Here is a 19,459-nt window from a genome sequence, read left to right on the forward strand (position 1 = left end):
CCCGTCGCCGCCGCGGGGCACCGGTCCGCGGAAGATCGCGACGGGGAGGGACTGCGATGGAGCTGACGCTGGAAGGCCTGCGGGACACCGCCCGCGGAGCCGCGGTTCTGGGTACGGGCGGTGGCGGCGACCCGTACATCGGCAGGCTCCTGGTGGAGCAGGAGCTGAAGGCGGGTCACCGCGTCGAGATCATCGGGGTGGACGAGCTGCCCGACGAGGCCCTGGTGCTGCCGTCGGCGATGATGGGCGCCCCCACGGTCTTCGTGGAGAAGCTGCCGAGCGGGGAGGGCGGCCGCGCCGCGCTGACCGCACTGGAGCGGCGGCTCGGCCGGCGGGCCTCGGCGACGATGCCGATCGAGTGCGGCGGGATCAACTCGATGATGCCGCTGCTGCTCGGGGCGCAGCTCGGCCTGCCGATCGTGGACGCCGACGGGATGGGGCGGGCCTTCCCCGAGCTGCAGATGGAGACGTTCAACGTGTACGGGGTACCGGGGACGCCGATGTCCATCGCCGGGGACCACGGGGACACCGCGATCATCGAGACCGACGACAACGTCCGGATGGAGTGGCTGGCCCGCGGCCTGACGATCCGGATGGGCGGCGCCGCCTACATCTGCGACTATCCGATGGACGCGGCGACGGTACGGCGTACCGCGATCCCGGGCACGCTCAGCCTCTGCCGGACGATCGGCCGTGCGCTCCGCGAGGCGCGGGAGCGGCACGAGGACCCGTTCGCCGCGCTGACCGCGACCCTCGCCGACACCATCTACACCTATGGGGCGGTGCTGTTCCGCGGCAAGGTGGTGGACGTTGAGCGACGGACGATCGAGGGTTTCGCCCGCGGCCAGGTGACCTTGGAGGGGTTCGACGGGGGCGGCACGCTGGTGATCACGTTCCAGAACGAGCATCTCGTCGCCCGGCTGGACGGACAGGTCCGCGCGATCGTGCCGGACCTCATCTGCACCCTGGACTCCGAGACCGCCGAGCCCGTCACCACCGAGTCGCTCCGCTACGGCCAGCGCATCACCGTGTACACGATCTCCACTCCGCCGATCATGCGCTCCCCGGCGGCGCTGGCGGTCTTCGGCCCGTCCGCCTTCGGGCTCACCGACCCCTACGTCCCCGTGGAGACCCTCGGGTAACCGGGTGGGCCGATCCGCCGGGCGGCTCTAGGCTGAACCCCGTGGAGATCGCCTCAGCCGACCTGGCGGATCTGGCGGCCGGAGCCACCCTGCTCGGCTCGGGTGGCGGAGGCGACACCGTCTCCGCCGCGATCCTGGTCCGCCGGGTTCTGGAGCGGTACGGGCCGGTCCGGCTGGTCGCCCCGTCCGAGCTGGACCCGGACGACTGGGTGATCACGGTGGCCGCCATCGGGGCGATCACCGTGATGCTGGAGCGGCTCCCCGGCGGCGACGAGTTCGTCACGGCGGTGCGGACCCTGGAGCGGTGGCTGGGGGTACGGGCGTCCGCCGTCCAAGGCATGGAGGCGGCCGGTTTCAACGCGTTGATCCCGGTCGCGGTGGCGGCCTGGCTCGACCTCCCGCTGGTCGACGCCGACGGGATGGGCCGCGCGTTCCCCCGGCTCGACCAGACCGTGTTCACCCTGTCCGAGGTGCCTGCGGCGCCCGCCGTCCTGGTCGACCCCTCGGGCGACACGGTGATCATCGGCTCGGGTGACAACGCCGCGGTGGAGCGGCTGGCCCGGGCCGCCCTGCCCGCGCTCGGCGCCTGGGCGGCCAGCGCCCTCTACCCGATGCGGGCCGGGCAGGTCGAGCGGGCCGCCCTGACCGGCTCGTTCAGCCGGGCCATCCGCCTGGGCCGGATGCTGCGCACGGCGCAGCGGACCCGGGCCAGGGCGGGGCTGTCCGCCGAGGGCGGTGAGATCCTTTTCTCCGGTGCCGTCCTTCAAGTGCGGCAGCGCACGCCGTACGGGCTCGGCGTCGCCACCCTGGAGCACACCCGCGACCGGGAGCGGACGCTGCGCATCGAATTGGCCGACGAGTTCCTGCTCGCCCTGGACGACGGGTCGATCGTCGGCTGTGTCCCCGATCTGATCAGTCTGGTCGACACCCGCAGCTGGCAGCCGGTCTCCGCCGACCGGCTGACCCCCGGCCGGCACGTGGACGTCCTCCGGCTCCCGGCGCCCGCGCGCTGGCACGAACCGGCGGGGCGGGCGCTGGCGGGCCCGGCCGCGTTCGGCCTCTACCTCCCGGAGGGGATGTGAGCACGACCGTCACCGTCCGCGACCTGCTCGCCGACGACTCCCTGCGGGCCGGGGAGCTGCTCGGCGGGGCCTCCGGGCTGGATTCGGCCGTACGCGAGGTGATCCTTGTCACCGGCGGGCGGGAGCTGGACAGCGCGCCTCCGGGCGCGGCCGCGGTGCTCGACCTGACCGGCGCCGGGGGGCTCACCCATACCGAGCACCTGGTGGAGCTGGTGTGCCGCCGACTCCGGGGACGCTCGGGCCGGCTCCTCGTGGTCGCCGGGGGACGGGCGCACGCCGCCATGTCGACCGGCCGGCTCGCCGACCGGCTCGGGCTTCCGGTGCTGACCGTGGCGGAGGGCTTGAGCCCGCCCGTCCTCGCCTGCCGGCTGCTCGCCCTGGTACGCCGACCGGAGATCACGCTGGCCCGTACGCTCAACCTGGCGACCCGCAGGCTGCACGCCGCCGCCGGAGACCTGACCCGGATCCTCGCCGCCGTGGACGTGAGCCTGCGCGGCCGTACCGCCCTGGTGACCTCGGGCGGATCGGCGATCGCGGGCCCCGCCCCCGAGTGCGGGCATCTGCTCGCGGAGGCGTCGGCCGAGTTCGCCGAGCGCGCCGGCTCGCTGAACGTGGCGGCCTGCCCGGCCGGTGACCTCTGGGTGGTCTGCGAGGCGGCCGCGGGCGGGCCGCTCTGGCGGGACGCCGCCTTGGCCGTACTCCGTCCGGCGAGCGCGTACGTGACCGCGTGGCTGGCCGGCGAACGGCTCGCGGCGGAACGGGACGCGCGGCGCCGGAGCCAGGTCCTCGCCGAGCTCCTCCATGTGGAGGGCGAGGTCCCGATTTACCTCAACGAGCAGGCGGCCAAGCTCGGCTGGCGGCTGGAGGGCTGGCACAGCGGGATCCACATCGCGGTCGTCGGGGAGGCCGGGCATCCGCCGACGGTGACCGAGCGGCTCACCGGCGAGCTCGCCGCGCACGGGGTGGCCGGACCGGTGGCCGAGCTGGCCGGAGGCTGGTCGACCTGGGTGACCAGCCCCTCGCCGGCCTGGGGCCGGGAGCTGCCCGCGGCGGTCCGGTCGGCGCTCGCCTCCTTCCGTCGAGGGGGAAACCGGCCGGTGCTGGTCGCCGGGATCGGACAGCCCGCGCAGGGGCCCCGGGGGATCTCCTCGACGCTCGCCGAGGCGAGGCAGGCGGCGGTGGTGTCGGCGTCGTCGGGCGAGCCCGGGACGGTGAAGCATGTGGACGAGCTCGGCGCGAAACGGCTGCTGCTCGGGTGGTACGGCTCCGCGGCCTTCCGGGACTACGCCCGGCAAATCCTCGATCCGCTGCTGGGGGAGCCCGGACTGCTGCGCACGATCGAGGTCTATCTGGACTGCGGGTGCTCCCCCTCGGAGGCGGCGCAGCGGCTCGGCCTGCACCGGAACACGGTGAGCCAGCGGGTCAGGCGGGCCGAGTCGCTGCTCGGCACGGCGCTCGCCACCCCGGACGACAGACTCGCGCTGCAGCTGGCCTGCCGGGCGATCAGGGTGGGCTAGGGCTGGGGCACCACGTCGAAGGCGTCGCGGATGGCCAGGCGCAGGTCTGCGGCGCCGGGCACCTCCCGTCCCTCCTCGATGAGCTCCCGGGCGATGGAGGTGGTGTCGGTCGCGGGCATGCCGCAGGCGACCGCCCAGTCCCAGGGGGTGAGGTCGCCGTCGTGGTTGATGGCGAACCCGTGGCTGGTGACGCCCCGGCTTGCCCGCATCCCGATCGAGGCGATCTTCCGGCCGGTACGCCGGGTCCACACCCCGGTGAGCAGTTGCTCCCCGGGGGGAGTCTCCCGGCGTTCGGCCGCCACGCCGAGCTTGTCGCACGCCAGGACGAGGCGGTTCTCGACCTCGCGGACGTAGTCGACGACGCCCTCGTCCCGGCGGAGCTTGACGATGAGGTAGCCGACGAGCTGGCCGGGGCCGTGGTAGGTGAGCTGCCCGCCCCTGCCGGTGGCGATGACCGGGATCCCGTGTTCGGGTGCGGGCAGGTGCTGCCCGAGGGTCCGGGCCCCGGCGGTGAAGACCGGGTGGTGGCTGAGCAGCCAGAGGGTGTCGGGGATCGCGTCCTCTTGCCGGCGCTTCACCAGCTCGGCCATGCGCGCCATGGCCTGCTCGTACTCCACCAGGTCGTCGTCGAGCAGAGAAAGCCGCCGCTCCCGCATGCCGGGCTCCTTCCCCGTTGACAGGTTCCACCCAGAGCTTACGACGGACAAAACAGTCAAATGTCTCTTAGGTCTTCTTGCTCTTCCGCTTAGGCGCGATACTCGCCCCACCGAAGAGGGCGAACCCCTTGATCACCAAAACCGGGGCGCCGAGCGGCGGATCGTCGTCCTGCTGGGCGTCGATCCCGCCGAAGATCCCGATCGCCTCGTTCCGGACCTCGACCCCCTCGGGAAGCGTGATGTTGATCCCGCCGAAGACCGCGGTCATCTTGATCTCGACGACCGGTGCGTCGAACACGGCCGAGGTCATGTCCAGATCCACCCCGCCGAAGACCGTGACGACCTTGCTCCGGCGCCGCACCCGCCAGCGGCCCGTACGCCGCGTCCCGCCGAACACCGCGATCATCGTGTCGGTCCCGTCGGCGGAGCCGTCGGGGTCCACCGCCGGAGCGACCGGGGTCTTCCGCTCCCCGGCGACCTGCGGCAGGTCCCGGGTGATCGGCTCAAGCTCGCCGATGGTCTTCGCCAGGTAGACGGCGTCCAGACGCTCGGAGTGCTCGTAGACGGTGAGCCGTCCCATGGCGAGCGCCTCACCGAGTATCTGAATCGTGCGATCCCGATCGGCGTCGGAGGCCCGCATTTCCAGCCACGCCTCACGGCGTTGCGGCGAATTCTCCATATCTGCACGATAGCGGGGTACATCCAATTCTGCGGTATCCGTTAGCTATCGAAAAACCAGGGCAGACGAGACCCATGGCTACACTGCTTTGGATCATCGCCGTCATCCTCGTCATCTCCGGGATCTACTCGATCCTGGCCAAGCGGGAGTTCCTCTGGGGCATCGTCCTCATCGTCCTCGGCTTCCTGGTCGGTCCCGGGGGCATCAGCATCTTCGACGTCTAGTCCGTACCGTCCACCGGGCGCGTCGTTCCCATGAAATCCCAGGTCAAAGGGGTAGACATGAGGCATGGTGGTCAACAGTGCGGCGCATCGAGCCCTTGATGGGCACCGGTTCGACGTGCGGGGCCCCCTCGATCTGGGGTCGCCCGCCACGTCCGTCGTACAGGTCTCCCTCGGCGACCGGCTCCACGAGTTCACCTCGGGGGATCTGGCGTTCGGCCGGGCCTGGGCCCGGGACATGGGGGTCCTCGCCTTCAGCGAGGGCTTCACCACCCAGGGCGGACGGCTGCGCATCGGATACACCCAGGTCGGCGACCGCGGCCTGAGCGAACGGATCCTCGCCGCGGTCTGGGAAGGCAAGCGCCACAGCCTGGGCACCCACCTCTACCACGCCGGGACGGCCGACGCCGTCCGGCTCTTCTCCTGCCTCACCATCAGAGAGCACGAGGACGGCCTCTCCATCCTGCCCAGAACGGGCACCTTCGCCGAGTCGGCCGAGCTGCTCAAGGAGGTGCCCGAGATCGGCCTCCTGGAGATCGCCACCCTCAACGGGCGGACGGCCAAGCGGCTCCCCACCTGGAAGGGCACGGCGACCCGGGCCTTCGAGCTCTTCCAGGACACCCTCACCAGCGGTGACCCCTACTTCGTCCTGGTCAACGAGACCACCTGCGTCACGGTCCTGCCGCACGCCCACGCCGTGCCCCGGATGCGGCAGCTGGCGGACCGCCTCACCGTGACGGCGGGGTTCTAGTGCTCGCCGCCGCGGTCTGCGTGGTCTGCCTGGGGTCGGCCCTCGGCCACCTGCGTCGACCGGCCGCCCTGACCGCCGCCATCCGGGCGCACGCCGTGATCCCCGCCGCCCTGGCCGTCCCCGCCGCCGTCGCGACGATGCTCGCCGAAGCCGCGATCGGCCTCGGCGGGGTGCACGCGCTGCTCTCCGGCTCCCTGTGGCTCCACCCGATCACGGTGGCCGCCGCCGCGCTGATGGCGGCGTTCACCCTCTACACCCTGCTCACGTTGCGTACGGGCGGCGCCGTCCCCTGCGGCTGCTCCGCCGACCGGCACCCGGTGAGCCGCTGGACCGCGTGGCGCGCCGGCGCCTTGGCGGTGCTCGCCCTCTCCGGCCCGCTCCTGCCCGCGCGGACGGCCTCCGAGCTCGCGATCACCCTGATCGCCGGGCTGGCCTTCGCGACCCTGTTGTGGCATCTGCCCTCGGCCATGGAGGTCCGTGCACCGTGAGCTTCACGACAACCGCCGTCCTGCTGACCTGGGTGGCCATCCTCCTCCTCGGCCTGGTGGTGTCCGGGCTGATCCGCCAGGTGCACGCCTTGACGGGCGCGCCGAGCGCGCTGGGGCCGGCCCCGGGCACCGCGTTCCCGGGGTTCACCGGCCCGGCGCTCCTGCTCTTCCTGGATGAGGGATGCCCGGTCTGCTCCGAAGTCCTCGCCGAATCCGCAAAAGTACGGGCATTGCCGGTCCGGGCCCTGTTCGCCCACGAGGATCCCGGCCTGTTCGACCGGCACTCGATCCCGGTCGCGCCCTTCGGCGTCGTCCTCGACGCGGCGGGACGGGTCCGCGCCGCCGGACCGCTCGGGTCCGCGGACGCCGTACACGAACTCGTCGGCAAGGCCTTGGAGCCGGTGCCGTGACGGGGATCATGCCGCTGCGGGGAGCCTGGCCGGAGGGGGCCGTCAAGGCGCACCGGAGGGTCCGGTTCCCCGCCCCGGTGAGCCGGCGTTCGATCTTCCGGGTGGCGCTGGCCGGAGCCACCAGCCTCGGGCTGGTCGCGTTGACGGTCTTCCCCGCGGCCAGGACCGCCTTCGCCGCGGGGTACCGGATCCTGCCCTACCCGTGCCCCTCGTACGCGACGGACCACAACTGCAGCCCCGGATGCGGGCCGAGCCGGGTCTGCCTGGACTGCTGCGACATCGACGGCTGGCATCGCCGGCGGGGCGACTTCCGGCTGCGGCCGAACCAGTGCGCCTCCGGGGTCTACGACGGCTGGCTCTGGGCCTACTCGGGGCCCTGCGGGCGATGCCGCGGCGGGGTCACCTACCGGTGCCACGACGGGTACCGGCGGGTCGGCCACTGGTGGTCCCGGACGATCTGCCGGGCGACCGTCCGCTGCAGGAGGCCGGTATTTTAGCCACCCGGCTGCGGAGCCTCTTCTCCTTCGCCCCCCTGGCGCTGCTGGGGGGTGTCGCCCTGGCCGCCTCGGCCCAAAAAAGCCCGCTCCTGTGCTGGGCGGTGCTGGCGGCCCTCGCAGGCTACGCCCTATCCGGCTCGGTTTGAACGCTTAACAGCAACTACGTGTTGTTCTCGTCAGGTTGGCGGGGTTCGGTGCTCGCCCTCTTCAGCGGAGGGCTCCTGGTCGGCGGTGCCGTGAGCGGTACGGCCCTGTGGGCGCTGTCCGGGCTCACCGAACCGCTCCCCGGCCCCTGGCGGGCCTGGCCGCCCGTGCTCGCCGCCGCCCTCGGCGTCCTCCGCGAAGCGGGGGTTCTCCGGATCGCCCTGCCCCAGAACGCCCGGCAGATCCCGCAGGCGGTGCTGCAGCGGGACGTGCGGCGCGGGGCGCTCCGGTTCGGCTTCGAGCTGGGCACCGGAGTCCGCACCTACGTCTCCTCCACCGCGCCCTACGTGCTCGCCGCCGGGCTGCTCTTCGCCCGGCCGGACCTGCCCGCGGCCCTGCTCATCGGGGCCTGCTTCGGCGCCGGACGGGCGCTGACCGCGCTGCTCGGCTCACTGCGCGGCCCGGTCGACCGGCTCCGGGCGATCACCGTCGCGATCACGGTCGTCACGCTCGTCTCGCTCACGCTTCTCCTGCTCGGCTGAGCCGAACTCGATCCGGCGCAGGTTCCTGATCGCGGGTACCGAAAGCAGCAGCATCGGTACGGCAAGGGCGACCCCCGCCCCGACCAGGAGCAACTCCTCCACACCCGCGACCAGCGCAACCGGTCCGGCCAGCACCTGGCCGAGGGGAATCGCCGCGTTGGAGCCGGTCACCTCGTAGGCGTGCACCCGGTTCAGCACCGGTGCGGGGATCTGGGTCTGCACGCTGGTCGCCCACATCACGCCCCAGAACGCCGCGCCGATCCCCGCGGCGAAGAAGGACGCCGCCAACGCGGGCGCCGGGAACCCCAGCGCGGGACCGAGCGGGTAGAGGGCGAAGGCGAACATGGCGACCGCCCCGGCGGCCAGCGGCCGCGACGGCCGAAGCCGCATGGCGAGCAGCCCGCCGACCAGGCTTCCCGCGCCGAACGCGCCCATCACCAGACCGTAGACGGACTCGCCGAGCCGGGGCACCGTGATCGCGGAGATGAGTGGCAGGCTCGGCCCGAAGACGATCAGGCCGTGCACCGTCCAGATCACGATGACCCCCCAGAGCCACGTCCGCGAGGAGAACTCCTGCCACCCCTCGGCGAGGTCGCGCAGCATCGAGGTGCGGACGAGGGGTGCCGAAGGCGGCCTCACCCGCAGGGCCAGCAGCAGGAGCGCGCTGAGCAGGAAGGTGACCGAGGTGATCCCGATCACCCACCCGGCCCCGCCGAACAGGACCACCAGGACGCCGGCGAGGGCCGGACCGGTCATGTGGGAGAGCGCGTCGGACATCCGGAGCACCCCGTTGGCGCCCTGGACGTCCCGGGCGACCTGGGGAATGAGGCTGGCGGTGCCCGGCTGGAACATGGCGGAGGCGACCCCGCTGACGATCTCAAGGCAGATGATCTGCCAGAGCACGGGCTTGCCGGAGATGAAGGCGAAGGCCATGATCCCATGGGTGACCACGCGGACCAGGTCGGCGAGGACCATCATCCTGCGCGGGCTGAACCGGTCGGCGAGCACCCCGCCGAAGAGCATGAACAGGATCGACGCCGCCATCCATGCGCCGAGCGCGGCCCCGACGCCGCCGGCGCCGTACCCCGCGCCCAGCAGGCCGATCGAGATCACGACCGGCATCATCGAGTCGCCGGCCAGAGCGACGGTCCGGGCGCCGAAGTACAGAGAGAAGTTCCGCGACCACAGCGCGGGCGTCGCCGTGGTCACACCGGCCGCCGTCTCCACGAACCCCCCGAAACCCGCTCCCCCAGCGAGCACGGCGAGACAGCGCCATGTCGCGAATTACGGATAAACCATAAATAAACCTAACAGAACCCGACAAGTCGATATCTCCCGGCCTCCCTGGAAAAGCGCAATGATCCAGAGGTGGCAGACATACCGCGCATACTTGGGCGACTGCTCCCCACGTTCCGGAGGGACTCCCCCGGCGACTCCCTCAGCCCGGCCGAACGCAAGGTCTGGGACGCCTACCCGACCGGAGCCTGGGTCGAACTCGACGGCGAACCCGTCCGCGCCGAACTGATCGCCTCGCTCCTGCTGGGGGTCCGGGACGCCGCGCCCGGCCAGGTGCCCGCCGTACGGCTGCGCGGCGCCCGCGTCACCGGAACCCTGACCATCCTGGGAGGATCCATCGGCTGCGAACTCAGTCTGGATCGCTGCGAACTGGAGGGACGACCGGACTTCACCGAGTCCACAACGAAGACCATCCGGATTGTGAACTCCCGCATGCCCGGCTTCTGCGGGGGCGGCGTCCGGATGGACGGACATCTCAGCCTCTCCGGTTCGGAGATCTCCGGTGAGGTACGGCTGCCGCGAGCCCAGATCAACGGCGGCCTGCGCATGCTCGGCACCACGGTGCGCAACCTCGGCGAATGGGCGATCTTCTCCGGCTCACTCGTCGTGGAGGCAGGGGCCTTCCTTGATAATGCCGACATATCTGGCGGAGTCCGGCTGGTGGGCGCGCGGATGAACGGAGGCCTGTTCCTCCGGGGCACCACCCTGCGCAACCCCGGCGGCGACGCCCTCCTCGCGGACAACCTGATCGTCGAGGACGTGATGGAGTGCACCGAGGGGTTCACCGCCGAAGGCGCGATCGGGCTCCGCGGCGCCCGGGTGAACGGGACTCTCTCCTTCCGGGACGGTGAGCTCCAGGGCGACCTGAGGTGCGCCTTCCTGGAGGCCAGGGAGCTTGTCCTGCACTTTGCCACGCCGATCGAGGGCACGGTCAACCTCGTCTACTCCAAGATCGGGATCATCTTCGACGACCCCGCCGTCTGGCCCGAACGACTCCGCCTCAACGGGGCCGTCTACGAGGCGTTGCGCGGAAACGGGATCGAGGACCGCGTCCGCTGGGTGGCCCGCGACCCCCAAGGGTTTCGGCCGCAGCCCTACGAGCAACTCGCCGCCTGGTACATCAGGGACGGCAACGAGGAGCTGGCCCGCCGGACCCAGCTGGCCAAGCTGCGGGCCAGGCGGGCGACGCTGCGCCCGGGCGGCCGGTTCTGGGGCCGGGTCCTCGACGTGACGGTCGGGTACGGCTACCGCCCGTGGCTCGCCTGCGTGTGGTTCGCGCTGCTGCTCACCGCCGGCACCGTCACGTTCACCCTCGTCGAGCCCCGGCCCATCAAGCCCGCCGAGTCCCCGCGGTTCAACGCCTTCGCCTACACCCTGGACCTGCTCATCCCGATCAACGCGTTCGGGCAGCGCGGCGCCTTCGACCCGGTGGGCTGGACGCCCTGGCTCGCCTACGCCTTGATCGCGTCAGGCTGGATCCTGGCCACCGCCCTGATCACCGGGGCGGCCCGGGTGCTCCGGCGCGGCTGACCCGGCTACTTCTTCAGGCCGGGCTGGCCGAACGTCTTGGGGATGTCCAGCACCCCCCAGCGGGCAAACGGCCACATCCGGACGAAGGCCCGGCCGATCACCGCGTCCTCGGGGATCGTCCCGGCCCCCGGGTCGCCCACCTCCTGGTGGTAGCGCGCGTCCTGGGAGAGGTCCCGGTGGTCGCCCATCACCCAGAGCCGCCCCTCGGGCACCTTCACCTCGAAGAACTTCTCCGACGGCACGTTCCCCGGGAAGAGGTACTCCCCCTCGTCGAGGGGTACACCGTTGACCGTGATGCGATTCTGCGCGTCACAGCACTTGACGACGTCCCCGCCGACCCCGATGACCCGCTTGATGTAGTCCTTCTCCCCCGGCACCAGCCCGAACAGCACGCCGACCCAGTTCAGGGCGGCCGAAACGGGATTGCCCGAGTCGACCGAGGCCACGTCCGGATTCCGATCCCACGAACCCTCACCGGAGAACACCACGATGTCCCCCCGCTCGATGTCCCGGGTCAGGTACACCAGCTTGTTGACCAGGACCCGGTCCTGCTCAAGCAGGGTGTTCTCCATCGACGGCGAGGGAATCCAGAACGCCTGGATCACGAAAGTCTTGATCAACAAGGCGAGGCCGAGCGAAACGGGCACGAGAATCAGGAGCTCCCTGAGGAAAGATCCCTTCTTCTCCTTTTTTCGCTTCTTCTTCCCCTTTTCCTCGTCGACCTCTTGCTCATTCCTGTCGTCGATGGCTTCACGCATGTCGTCGGCCTGCCTACCTTCCGCGGTCACAACCACCTCAACGTTCGAGACCGGCGGATAGCTCCGCGGCGTCCCCATTCTCACGATGCCCAACAGGACCGGCAACCGCGAGCGCCGCAACAGCATAAATCCACCGAGTACCCAACTTTTCCTGCCAGGACAGCGTCCTACGGTGCAGGTAACCGGTAACAATCATCCCCGCTCCCACCCCATCCCCCTCGGAGGCGCCCATGAACCGCCGCTCACCGTCACGCCGTGATCCGATGACGTTTCGTGGTCTCCGTACCGTGACGGCGGTCATCATCGCACTGGTCACGCTGCTCGCCTCCGGGTGCCAGTCCGACTCCGGCCCGGACCCCGCCCCGACGGCGGCGCCGCAGCCCGCCAAGCCGGACACCCGGATCGCGGTGGTCCCGGCGGACGGCACCGCGGCGGCCCGGCCCGACCGCGGGGTGACGGTGAGCGCGACCGGAGGCACCCTCGTCGACGTCACGGTGAGCACCGGCGGGAAGGCGGTCGAGGGAAGCTACAGCGCGGACCGCACCACATGGCGGTCCACCTGGACGCTCGCCCCCGGCGCCCAGTACACGGTATCGGCCCGGGCGACGAACACCGCGGGAACCCCCGTCACCGTGACCAGCGCATTCCGTACCCAGCAACCGAGCCAGACCATCGCGGCCTCGCTCGACTGGGTGCTCGCCGCCAACGAGGGCAAGACGTACGGCGTCGGCCTGCCGATCGTCCTGCACTTCTCCCGCGAGGTCTACAACCAGGCCGAGGTGGAGCGGGCCCTTGAGGTGATCGCCGAGAAGCCGGTCGAGGGCTCGTGGTACTGGATGGATCGCAGGCGGGTCGTGTACCGGACCAAGCGGTACTGGCCCGCCCACCAGACCGTCAGGCTGATCGCCCACATGACCGGGGTCCGAGCCGCCAAAGAGGTCTACGGGACCGAGGACCTGACCTGGACCTTCAAGATCGGCGCAGATCAGCGGAGCGTCGCGGACGCCCGTACCCACACCATGGTCGTCCGGCGGGACGGCCGGAAGGTCCGCACCATGAAGGTGAGCCTGGGCAACGGCACCACCCGCGAGTACACCACCGCCGCCGGCGTCCACCTCACCATGGAGAAGGGCAACCCCACCCGGATGCGGGCCCCCGGCCGTAAAAAGGGCGACAACGGGTGGTACGACAGGCAGGTGGGCTGGGCGGTGCGGATCTCCAGCCGCGGCGAGTACGTGCACGCCGCCCCCTGGTCGATCCGGTCCCAGGGCCGGGCCAACGTCAGCCACGGCTGCGTCAACGCCCACCCGACGGACGCCAAATGGTTCTACGAGATGTCCCAGCCCGGCGACATCGTCGACGTCAAGGGCACCGACCGCCCCCTGGCGCAGGAGTGGGAGAACGGCTGGATGTACTGGGAGAAACCATGGAGCGAGTGGCTGAAAGGAAGCGCGCTGAATGCCTGACCGACGCGACGACCTGACCATCCGGAACGGCGACGGCGGGGACGCCGACCTGGTCCTGGCCATGTTCGACCGTGCCGTGGCCTGGCTGGTCTCCCGGGGACAGACCGGGCAATGGGGTGAGGTCCCGTTCTCGCGGCGCCCCGAGCGGGTCGCCGCCGCCCACCGGTGGGCCGAAAGCGGCGGACTCCGCATCGCCGAGGTCGCCGGGGTTCCCGCGGGCGCGATGGTCGTGGGGCCCCCGGTGCCGTACGCGCCCCCGGCGGCCGAGCCGGAACTCTACGTCCAGGCGCTCGTCACCGACCGGCGCCGGGCCGGGCTGGGGGTGGGTCGGGCGCTCCTGGATCGGGCCAGGCGGGAGGCCGAGGACCTCGGGGTACGCCTGCTCCGGGTGGACTGCTGGGCCGGGGCGCAGGAGAGACTCGTCGGGTACTACGAAAGCGCCGGCTTCGTCCGCGAAGCGCCGTTCGCCGTGGACAACTGGCATGGGATGGTGCTCGCCCAGCGCTGGTGAGCCCGATCAGATCGCGTGGTGCCGCTGGAGATAGGCGAAGGACGCCCAGCCGGGAAGGACCGGAAACCAGAAGGTGAGCAGCCGGAAGAGGAGCACGGCCGAGGTGGCGGTCGGCCCGGGCAGCCCGGCCAGGGTGAGTCCGAGGACCAGGGCCCCCTCGACCGCGCCGAGTCCGCCGGGGGTGGGCGCCGCCGAGCCGATCGCGTTGCCGGCGAGGAAGACGACGGCCACCGAGGCGAAGCTCATCGACCCCCCGAAAGCCCGGATGGACGCGTCCAGGCACACCACGAAGGCGATGGTGAGCAGCAGCGTCCCGCCGAACCCCTCAAGGATCTTCCGCGGTGACTGCAGGACGTCCAGGAGCCGCGGGATGACCCCGGCGAAGAGCGCGCGGCCCTTGGCGGCGGTGAAACGGCGCAGCCGGGGGATGGCGAGCCCCACCACGACCAGGATCGCCACGGCAAGGATCCCGATGATCACCCCGCGGGAGGGGGCGAGGGAGGGCGTGCTCTCCTGCCCCGTGATGTAGGCGAAGGTGAACAGCAGCGCGATGTGGAAGACGAGACCGGTCAGCTGGGAGGCGCCGACGCTGGCGACCGCCTGGCCCGAGGGCACCCCCATCCGGGTGAGGAAGCGCGTGTTGATCGCGACCCCGCTCACCGCCGCGGGCGCGACGAGCTTGACGAAGGACCCGGCGAGCTGGGCGAGGACGGTCTTGAACAGGGGCAGCCGCTCCGGGACGAATCCGCGGAGCATGAACGCGGCGGCGAGGTAGCTCACCGCGGCGGCGACCGCGGCGACCAGCCCCCAGCCCCACTGGGCGGTGGTGACGGTCGCGCGGAGGTCGACCTGGCTGAGCTGGGAGAGCAGGAAGTACGCGCCGAGGGCCAGCGCGATGATGCTCACCACGGTACGCGGCCGGAACCGTTCGAGTTTGACCGGTTCGACGGCGACCTGGGGGACGAGCGCCAGCACCTGCTCGCGGATCCGCGACAGCAGGTCCTTCTCCTTGCGCAGCGCCGATCTGGTGCTCCGGACCAGCACCACGGACTGCAGGAGCGGAACCGCCCCCGCGAGGGTGTCCGCGCCGAGCACGTCGGCGGCGAGCCGTACCGACCGCTCGGGCCCGACCCGCATCGCGAGGAAGGTGAGCAGCTGGGCCACGTCCATCCGGAGCACGATGTCGCCGGCGGCGATCTCGCCGGAGCGGACGTCGAGCAGGCGCACCTGCCCGGTGTCGTCGACCAGGATGCTGTCGCCCACCAGCCGCCGGTGGGCGAGCCGCGCCGCATGCAGGACCCGCACCTCGTGCCAGATCTGGCGGAGCAGTTCGTCGGTGAGGCGCTCGTCGGGGAGGTTGTCGAGGATCTCCCCGTCCACGTGCTCGTAGGCGAGCATGGCGGTGTCCGCGCCCAGATCGCTCGTCGCCACCAGCCGCTTGGTGTGCGCCCCCGCGGCCGCGGCGGCGTAGGCCATGAGCGCCTCCCGCTCCAGCTCCCGCCGGAGCGGGCGGACGGGGCGGCGCCGGGCCGCCGAGTTGAGCCTGATCCACCGCCAGATCCGGTAGAGCATCCCCGCGACCTGCTGGTCCCGGTCGAGCACGGTCACGTCGAGCTGCCGGCCGTCGGCGATCCGTACGGCGTAGCGGCGGCTGCCTTCGGCGTCGTCCTCGATCCGCCGGGCGCTCACCGGGGGCAGGGCGAGCCGCCGCAGCGCCGCGACCACCGCGCCCCCCGGCGGCCGGGTGTTCGGGCTGCCGACCAGGTACAGGGTCGTGTATCCGACCGCGCGGGCGATCAGGAAGGTGACGATGAGGGCGAGGGGGGTGGTCCGGCCCGCGGCGAGGATCGCGACCATGTCCAGGGCGATCGCCGTCCACATCACGGCCTGCCAGCGCGGCCAGCGGCCGACGCGTACGGTGGTGACGTAGGCGATCACCGAAGCGATCATGGTGTGTACCGGCTCGGTCAGCTGACCCCCGCCCTGCGGCTCCCGGGTCAGCGCGTTCACCAGGGGCACCTCGGGGTTGAGGGAAAGCAGCCACCAGTCGATGACCAGGGACACCAGCAAGGCGAGGGTGGCGGCGATCAGGCCGCCGACCACCCGCAGGCCGTCCCGGCGCAGCACCCGGTCGACGGCGAACGCCACCGGGACCATCAGGACCACGATGCCGCCGAGGAAACCGCCCAGCGACACCAGCACGCTCGGAGCCTGACGGGTGCCCTCGGCGACGTCGCTCTCCAGGCCGCTGAACGTCCCCGGCGCCACCACGGGCAGGAAGAGGGCGATCGCCAGCGCCACCACGGTGATGAGGAACCGCAGCGCGTCGGACGGTCGCCGGATACGCCGGGGCAGGACGGGTTCGACGACGACGACCGTCCCCTGTTCGGGAACGCCGGAGGTCACCGTTTCCTCACGTGTCCGTATCTCCCTCACCGCCAGTGCGCTCTTGGGTGTCACCCCCCGTCTAGTCCTTCCCCGGGCACCAGGTGTCACCACGGCACCCCGCCTTCGCCATCCTTCCTCCCACAACACCCGTCCCACCGAGACGCCTCCGGCAGGTGCTCCCCATCCTGCGTCAAATTCCCGGTGAATGGGGACACGACATCCACCCCAATACGTTGTGTAAGTTGATCTTTTTGCGCCGGTACCCCGTTGGTGGGGATCTCACCCACCTTGTCGAGAGAAATCGCGAACTTCCCTGGGGTATAACGCCAAAACCCGGTGACGGACACGCCGAAACCCCGCATCGCACCGAATCGTGAGCGGGGTCTCGGCGATCTCGGGAGCGGCTTTCACTCCTCGGGCTCCGGCTCCTCCCGCTTGGTCACCTCCCGGCCGACCTGCCGCAGCGCCAGTCGCAGTGCGAATTCGATCTGTGCGTTGACGCTACGCAGGTCGTCGGCGGCCCACTTCGCCACGGCGTCGTATATCGCCTGGTCGAGGCGGAGAAGCAGCTTCTTACGCTCAGGCATAGAGGCTGCCGGTGTTCACCACCGGCTGCACGGCTCGGTCACCGCAGAGCACGACCAGCAGGTTGGAGACCATGGCGGCCTTCCGCTCCTCATCCAGTTCGACCACACCCTCATCCCTGAGTCGGCCCAGCGCCAGCTGGACCATCCCGACCGCGCCTTCCACGATTCTCGACCGTGCCGCGACCACCGCGGTCGCCTGCTGGCGGACGAGCATCGCCTGGGCGATCTCCGGAGCGTACGCGAGATGGGTGATCCTGGTCTCCAGGACCTCGACGCCGGCCAGGCTGATCCGCTCGCGAAGCTCGGCGGTGAGCTCCTCGGCGACGTGGGCGCCGTCCCGCAGGCTGGCCCGCTCCTCCTCGTGGGCGTCGTAGGGGTAGCTGGTGGCCAGGTGCCGCACCGCGGCCTCGGACTGGATCGCGACGTACTCCTCGTAGTTGTCGACGCCGAAGGAGGCCTGCGCGGTGTCCACCACCCGGTAGACGACGACGGCGGCGATGTCCACGGGGTTGCCGTCCGCGTCGTTCACCTTGAGCTTGGCGGTCTCGAAGTTCCGCACCCGCAGGCTCACCTTCTGCCGGGCCGAGAAGGGCACGACCCAGTAGAAGCCCGCGTCGCTCACGGTCCCGACGTAGCGCCCGAAGAACTGCACCACGCTTGCCTCGTTGGGATTGACCACGATGAAGCCGCTGGCCACGACGGCGATGATCACGACGACCACCCCGCCCGCCACCGCGAGCGCCTCCGGCCCGAACGGAAAGGCAACGCCCCACGCCGCGCCGGCGACCACCAGCAACAACGCCACGAACACGAAACCGGGCAACCGGAACGCGCGGGTCTCCATGAGTTCTCCTAGCTATCGAAGTGATATCACCAAGATAGCCCCTGGCAAGGGTCATGGGAAGGGGCGCCGAAGGTGGTGTAGGTCACCTACACCCCCGAAAACCCACAACACCCAACCAACAACAGCTTGTTGCCATATCATCACTCTCAGCCACCAAAGGGTCGACGTTTGGGTGATATCTACCAACTATTTCCCAATTCGGACTTATGCAGTGAGCCGGGGGACAAACCACCGGAACATGATTCGCAAATCCCTGTTTTTAACGGAATATGCTCAAGGTCTTCCTCATCAAGACTGTTCCGGTTACGTTCCACCCAGCACGAATACTGCGGATACATGTGGGATTCGGACCTGTTAGAGGAGTGTAAATGCGCCTGCCCAAAAAGGGCTTGTTCGCCACCGCCACCGCGGTCACCGCCCTCATGCTCAGTGTGGGATCGGCCGTCCCCGCAAACGCGGCCCCCGATCCTCGCTCCTTCAGCCAGGGCATCAAAGCATCACAGGTCAAGCGCCACCTCCAGGCGTTCCAGGCCATCGCCGACGCCAACGGGGGCACCCGTGCCTCAGGCACCCCCGGCTACGACGCATCCGTTGACTATGTGGCCGGAAAACTCCGTGCGGCCGGGTACAACGTGACCCTCCAGCCGTTTGAATTCAACTTCTACCGCGAGTTGGCCACCCCGACATTCCAGCGGCTCACCCCCACCGCCCGGACTTACACACACACCGGCGGGAACCCCGCCGGGGATTTCACCACCCTGGACTATTCGGGCTCGGGCAATGTGACCGGAACCGTCCAGGCGGTCGACGTCATCCTCCCGCCGCCGCCCACCCCGGGCTCCACGAGCGGCTGTGAGGCGAGTGACTTCGCCGGGTTCACCCCGGGCAACGTCGCCCTGATCCAGCGGGGTACCTGCACCTTCGAGGCGAAGGCGCAGAACGCCGTCGCCGCGGGCGCCAGCGCCGTGATCATCTTCAACGAGGGGCAGCCGGGCCGTACGGCCGCCTTCGGCGGCAACGGCGGATCGCCGCACCCGGTCCCGGTGATCGGCGCCAGCTTCGCCGTCGGCAACGAGCTCGCCGGCCTCGCCGGCGCCACGATCCGGCTCCAGACGACGACCGAGAGCGAGCCGCGGATCACGAACAACGTCATCGCCGAGAGCAGGTACGGGCGCGCCGACAAGGTCGTCATGGCCGGCGCCCACCTCGACAGCGTGATCGCCGGGCCCGGCATCAACGACAACGGCTCGGGGAGCGCGGCCCTGCTGGAGGTCGCCCTGAAGCTGGGCGGCCGGCTCCCGACCCTGAACCGGATGCGGTTCGCCTGGTGGGGTGCCGAAGAGGTCGGGCTGGTCGGCTCCGAGCACTACGTCGGCGCGCTCTCCCCCGCCGAACAGGCCAAGATCGCGCTCTACCTCAACTACGACATGGTCGGCTCGACCAACTACATCTTCGGCATCTACGACGGTGACAACTCCGACAACGTCGGCTCCCCGGCCGGTCCGCCCGGATCCGACCAGATCGAGAAGGTCTACGAGAAGTACTTCGACACGATCCGCCAGCCCCGGATCGGCACCGACTTCACCGGGCGCTCGGACTACGGCCCGTTCATCGCCGTCGGCATCCCGTCAGGCGGCCTGTTCACCGGTGCCGACGGCGCCAAGACCGCGGCCGAGGTGGCCCTGTTCGGCGGGACCGTGGGCGACGCCTACGACCTCTGCTACCACCAGGCCTGCGACACCATCGCCAACATCAGCGACAAGGCGCTCGCCGTGAACACCGGTGCGATCGCCACCGCGGCCGTGGTGTTCGCCTACACCTACAACCTCCCCGGCCAGGGCGCGGCCCGCCCGGCGGCCGGCCTCCGCTCGGCCGAGGCCGGTCACGACGACCACGGCGGCCTGACCTCGTAACCCCGGATCGCCACGACGGCCGCCCGCAGCCGGCGGG

General features: G+C 70.7%; 20 protein-coding genes. 13 read left to right on the forward strand and 7 right to left on the reverse strand.

Annotated features, from left to right (window positions below; genetic code table 11):
• Nucleotides 1-56 precede the first annotated feature (56 nt).
• From RUR_RS31990 to RUR_RS32000, 3 genes are read left to right on the forward strand one after another with little or no spacing between them, the layout of a single operon-like run.
• Nucleotides 57-1,142, forward strand: coding sequence for an S-methyl thiohydantoin desulfurase family protein (locus RUR_RS31990; protein WP_283138955.1), 1,086 nt, complete (start codon nt 57-59; stop codon nt 1,140-1,142).
• 41 nt (nt 1,143-1,183) lie between these two features.
• Nucleotides 1,184-2,224 carry an S-methyl thiohydantoin desulfurase family protein gene (locus RUR_RS31995; RefSeq protein ID WP_283138956.1) on the forward strand — a complete coding sequence of 347 codons (1,041 nt, stop codon included), beginning with the start codon at nt 1,184-1,186 and terminating at the stop codon, nt 2,222-2,224.
• Nucleotides 2,221-3,741: a PucR family transcriptional regulator gene (locus RUR_RS32000; protein ID WP_283138957.1), complete on the forward strand. Its 1,521-nt coding sequence runs from the start codon at nt 2,221-2,223 to the stop codon at nt 3,739-3,741. Before RUR_RS31995 ends, RUR_RS32000 begins: the two co-directional genes overlap by 4 nt.
• On the opposite strand, the gene lipB is transcribed toward RUR_RS32000, so the two are convergent.
• Together lipB and RUR_RS32010 are read right to left on the reverse strand one after the other, a co-directional pair.
• The gene (lipB, locus tag RUR_RS32005) at nt 3,738-4,397 is read right to left on the reverse strand and encodes a lipoyl(octanoyl) transferase LipB (protein ID WP_283138958.1); all 660 of its coding nucleotides are present in this window, start codon (nt 4,395-4,397) and stop codon (nt 3,738-3,740) included. The two genes, RUR_RS32000 and lipB, sit on opposite strands and share 4 nt — an antisense overlap.
• A gap of 67 nt (nt 4,398-4,464) precedes the next feature.
• A complete protein-coding gene (locus tag RUR_RS32010) occupies nt 4,465-5,076 on the reverse strand; it encodes a DUF1707 SHOCT-like domain-containing protein (protein WP_283138959.1) in 612 nt (203 codons plus the stop codon).
• 74 nt (nt 5,077-5,150) lie between these two features.
• Here RUR_RS32010 and RUR_RS32015 point away from each other — a divergent pair, with 74 nt between their 5' ends.
• The 6 genes from RUR_RS32015 (at nt 5,151) to RUR_RS32040 (ending at nt 8,129) form a co-directional block, all read left to right on the forward strand.
• Complete coding sequence (locus RUR_RS32015) at nt 5,151-5,300, forward strand: GPGG-motif small membrane protein (protein WP_283138960.1); 150 nt, start codon at nt 5,151-5,153, stop codon at nt 5,298-5,300.
• A 64-nt stretch (nt 5,301-5,364) separates the two neighbouring features.
• A complete protein-coding gene (locus tag RUR_RS32020) occupies nt 5,365-6,048 on the forward strand; it encodes a hypothetical protein (RefSeq protein ID WP_283138961.1) in 684 nt (227 codons plus the stop codon).
• Nucleotides 6,048-6,536, forward strand: a complete 489-nt coding sequence (locus RUR_RS32025; RefSeq protein WP_283138962.1) for a MauE/DoxX family redox-associated membrane protein — start codon at nt 6,048-6,050, stop codon at nt 6,534-6,536. Before RUR_RS32020 ends, RUR_RS32025 begins: the two co-directional genes overlap by 1 nt.
• Entirely contained in the window at nt 6,533-6,946 is a 414-nt protein-coding gene (locus RUR_RS32030) for a hypothetical protein (RefSeq protein WP_283138963.1), read from the forward strand. Before RUR_RS32025 ends, RUR_RS32030 begins: the two co-directional genes overlap by 4 nt.
• The gene (locus RUR_RS32035) at nt 6,943-7,443 is read left to right on the forward strand and encodes a hypothetical protein (protein WP_283138964.1); all 501 of its coding nucleotides are present in this window, start codon (nt 6,943-6,945) and stop codon (nt 7,441-7,443) included. The genes RUR_RS32030 and RUR_RS32035 overlap by 4 nt, the downstream gene beginning before the upstream one ends.
• A 164-nt stretch (nt 7,444-7,607) precedes the next feature.
• Nucleotides 7,608-8,129 carry a hypothetical protein gene (locus tag RUR_RS32040; protein ID WP_283138965.1) on the forward strand — a complete coding sequence of 174 codons (522 nt, stop codon included), beginning with the start codon at nt 7,608-7,610 and terminating at the stop codon, nt 8,127-8,129.
• Here RUR_RS32040 and RUR_RS32045 read toward each other — a convergent pair.
• Complete coding sequence (locus RUR_RS32045) at nt 8,037-9,389, reverse strand: MFS transporter (protein ID WP_283138966.1); 1,353 nt, start codon at nt 9,387-9,389, stop codon at nt 8,037-8,039. The two genes, RUR_RS32040 and RUR_RS32045, sit on opposite strands and share 93 nt — an antisense overlap.
• 108 nt (nt 9,390-9,497) lie before the next feature.
• Between RUR_RS32045 and RUR_RS32050 the strand changes: the two genes are divergently transcribed.
• Nucleotides 9,498-10,955 (forward strand): hypothetical protein, encoded by a 1,458-nt coding sequence (locus tag RUR_RS32050; protein ID WP_283138967.1) that lies wholly within the window; start codon nt 9,498-9,500, stop codon nt 10,953-10,955.
• A gap of 5 nt (nt 10,956-10,960) precedes the next feature.
• On the opposite strand, the gene lepB is transcribed toward RUR_RS32050, so the two are convergent.
• Complete coding sequence (gene lepB / locus RUR_RS32055; RefSeq protein WP_346349085.1) at nt 10,961-11,713, reverse strand: signal peptidase I; 753 nt, start codon at nt 11,711-11,713, stop codon at nt 10,961-10,963.
• A 263-nt stretch (nt 11,714-11,976) separates the two neighbouring features.
• On the opposite strand from lepB, the gene RUR_RS32060 reads away from it, so the two are divergent.
• Together RUR_RS32060 and RUR_RS32065 are read left to right on the forward strand one after the other, a co-directional pair.
• Nucleotides 11,977-13,179: a L,D-transpeptidase gene (locus RUR_RS32060; protein WP_283138968.1), complete on the forward strand. Its 1,203-nt coding sequence runs from the start codon at nt 11,977-11,979 to the stop codon at nt 13,177-13,179.
• Nucleotides 13,172-13,690: a GNAT family N-acetyltransferase gene (locus RUR_RS32065; RefSeq protein ID WP_283138969.1), complete on the forward strand. Its 519-nt coding sequence runs from the start codon at nt 13,172-13,174 to the stop codon at nt 13,688-13,690. The genes RUR_RS32060 and RUR_RS32065 overlap by 8 nt, the downstream gene beginning before the upstream one ends.
• Nucleotides 13,691-13,696: 6 nt before the next feature.
• On the opposite strand, the gene RUR_RS32070 is transcribed toward RUR_RS32065, so the two are convergent.
• The 3 genes from RUR_RS32070 to RUR_RS32080 all read right to left on the reverse strand — a co-directional run bounded on the left by RUR_RS32070 (nt 13,697) and on the right by RUR_RS32080 (nt 17,509).
• Nucleotides 13,697-16,096 carry a lysylphosphatidylglycerol synthase transmembrane domain-containing protein gene (locus RUR_RS32070; RefSeq protein ID WP_283138970.1) on the reverse strand — a complete coding sequence of 800 codons (2,400 nt, stop codon included), beginning with the start codon at nt 16,094-16,096 and terminating at the stop codon, nt 13,697-13,699.
• A 389-nt stretch (nt 16,097-16,485) separates the two neighbouring features.
• Nucleotides 16,486-16,665, reverse strand: coding sequence for a type II toxin-antitoxin system antitoxin (locus RUR_RS32075; protein WP_283138971.1), 180 nt, complete (start codon nt 16,663-16,665; stop codon nt 16,486-16,488).
• Nucleotides 16,658-17,509, reverse strand: coding sequence for an SPFH domain-containing protein (locus tag RUR_RS32080; RefSeq protein WP_283138972.1), 852 nt, complete (start codon nt 17,507-17,509; stop codon nt 16,658-16,660). The genes RUR_RS32075 and RUR_RS32080 overlap by 8 nt, the downstream gene beginning before the upstream one ends.
• Nucleotides 17,510-17,877: 368 nt before the next feature.
• Here RUR_RS32080 and RUR_RS32085 point away from each other — a divergent pair, with 368 nt between their 5' ends.
• Nucleotides 17,878-19,422: a M28 family metallopeptidase gene (locus RUR_RS32085; RefSeq protein ID WP_283138973.1), complete on the forward strand. Its 1,545-nt coding sequence runs from the start codon at nt 17,878-17,880 to the stop codon at nt 19,420-19,422.
• Nucleotides 19,423-19,459: the final 37 nt, after the last annotated feature.

The sequence above is a fragment of the Rhizohabitans arisaemae genome (assembly GCF_025996515.1).
In the GTDB taxonomy this organism is placed as follows: Bacteria; Actinomycetota; Actinomycetes; order Streptosporangiales; family Streptosporangiaceae; genus Rhizohabitans; species Rhizohabitans arisaemae.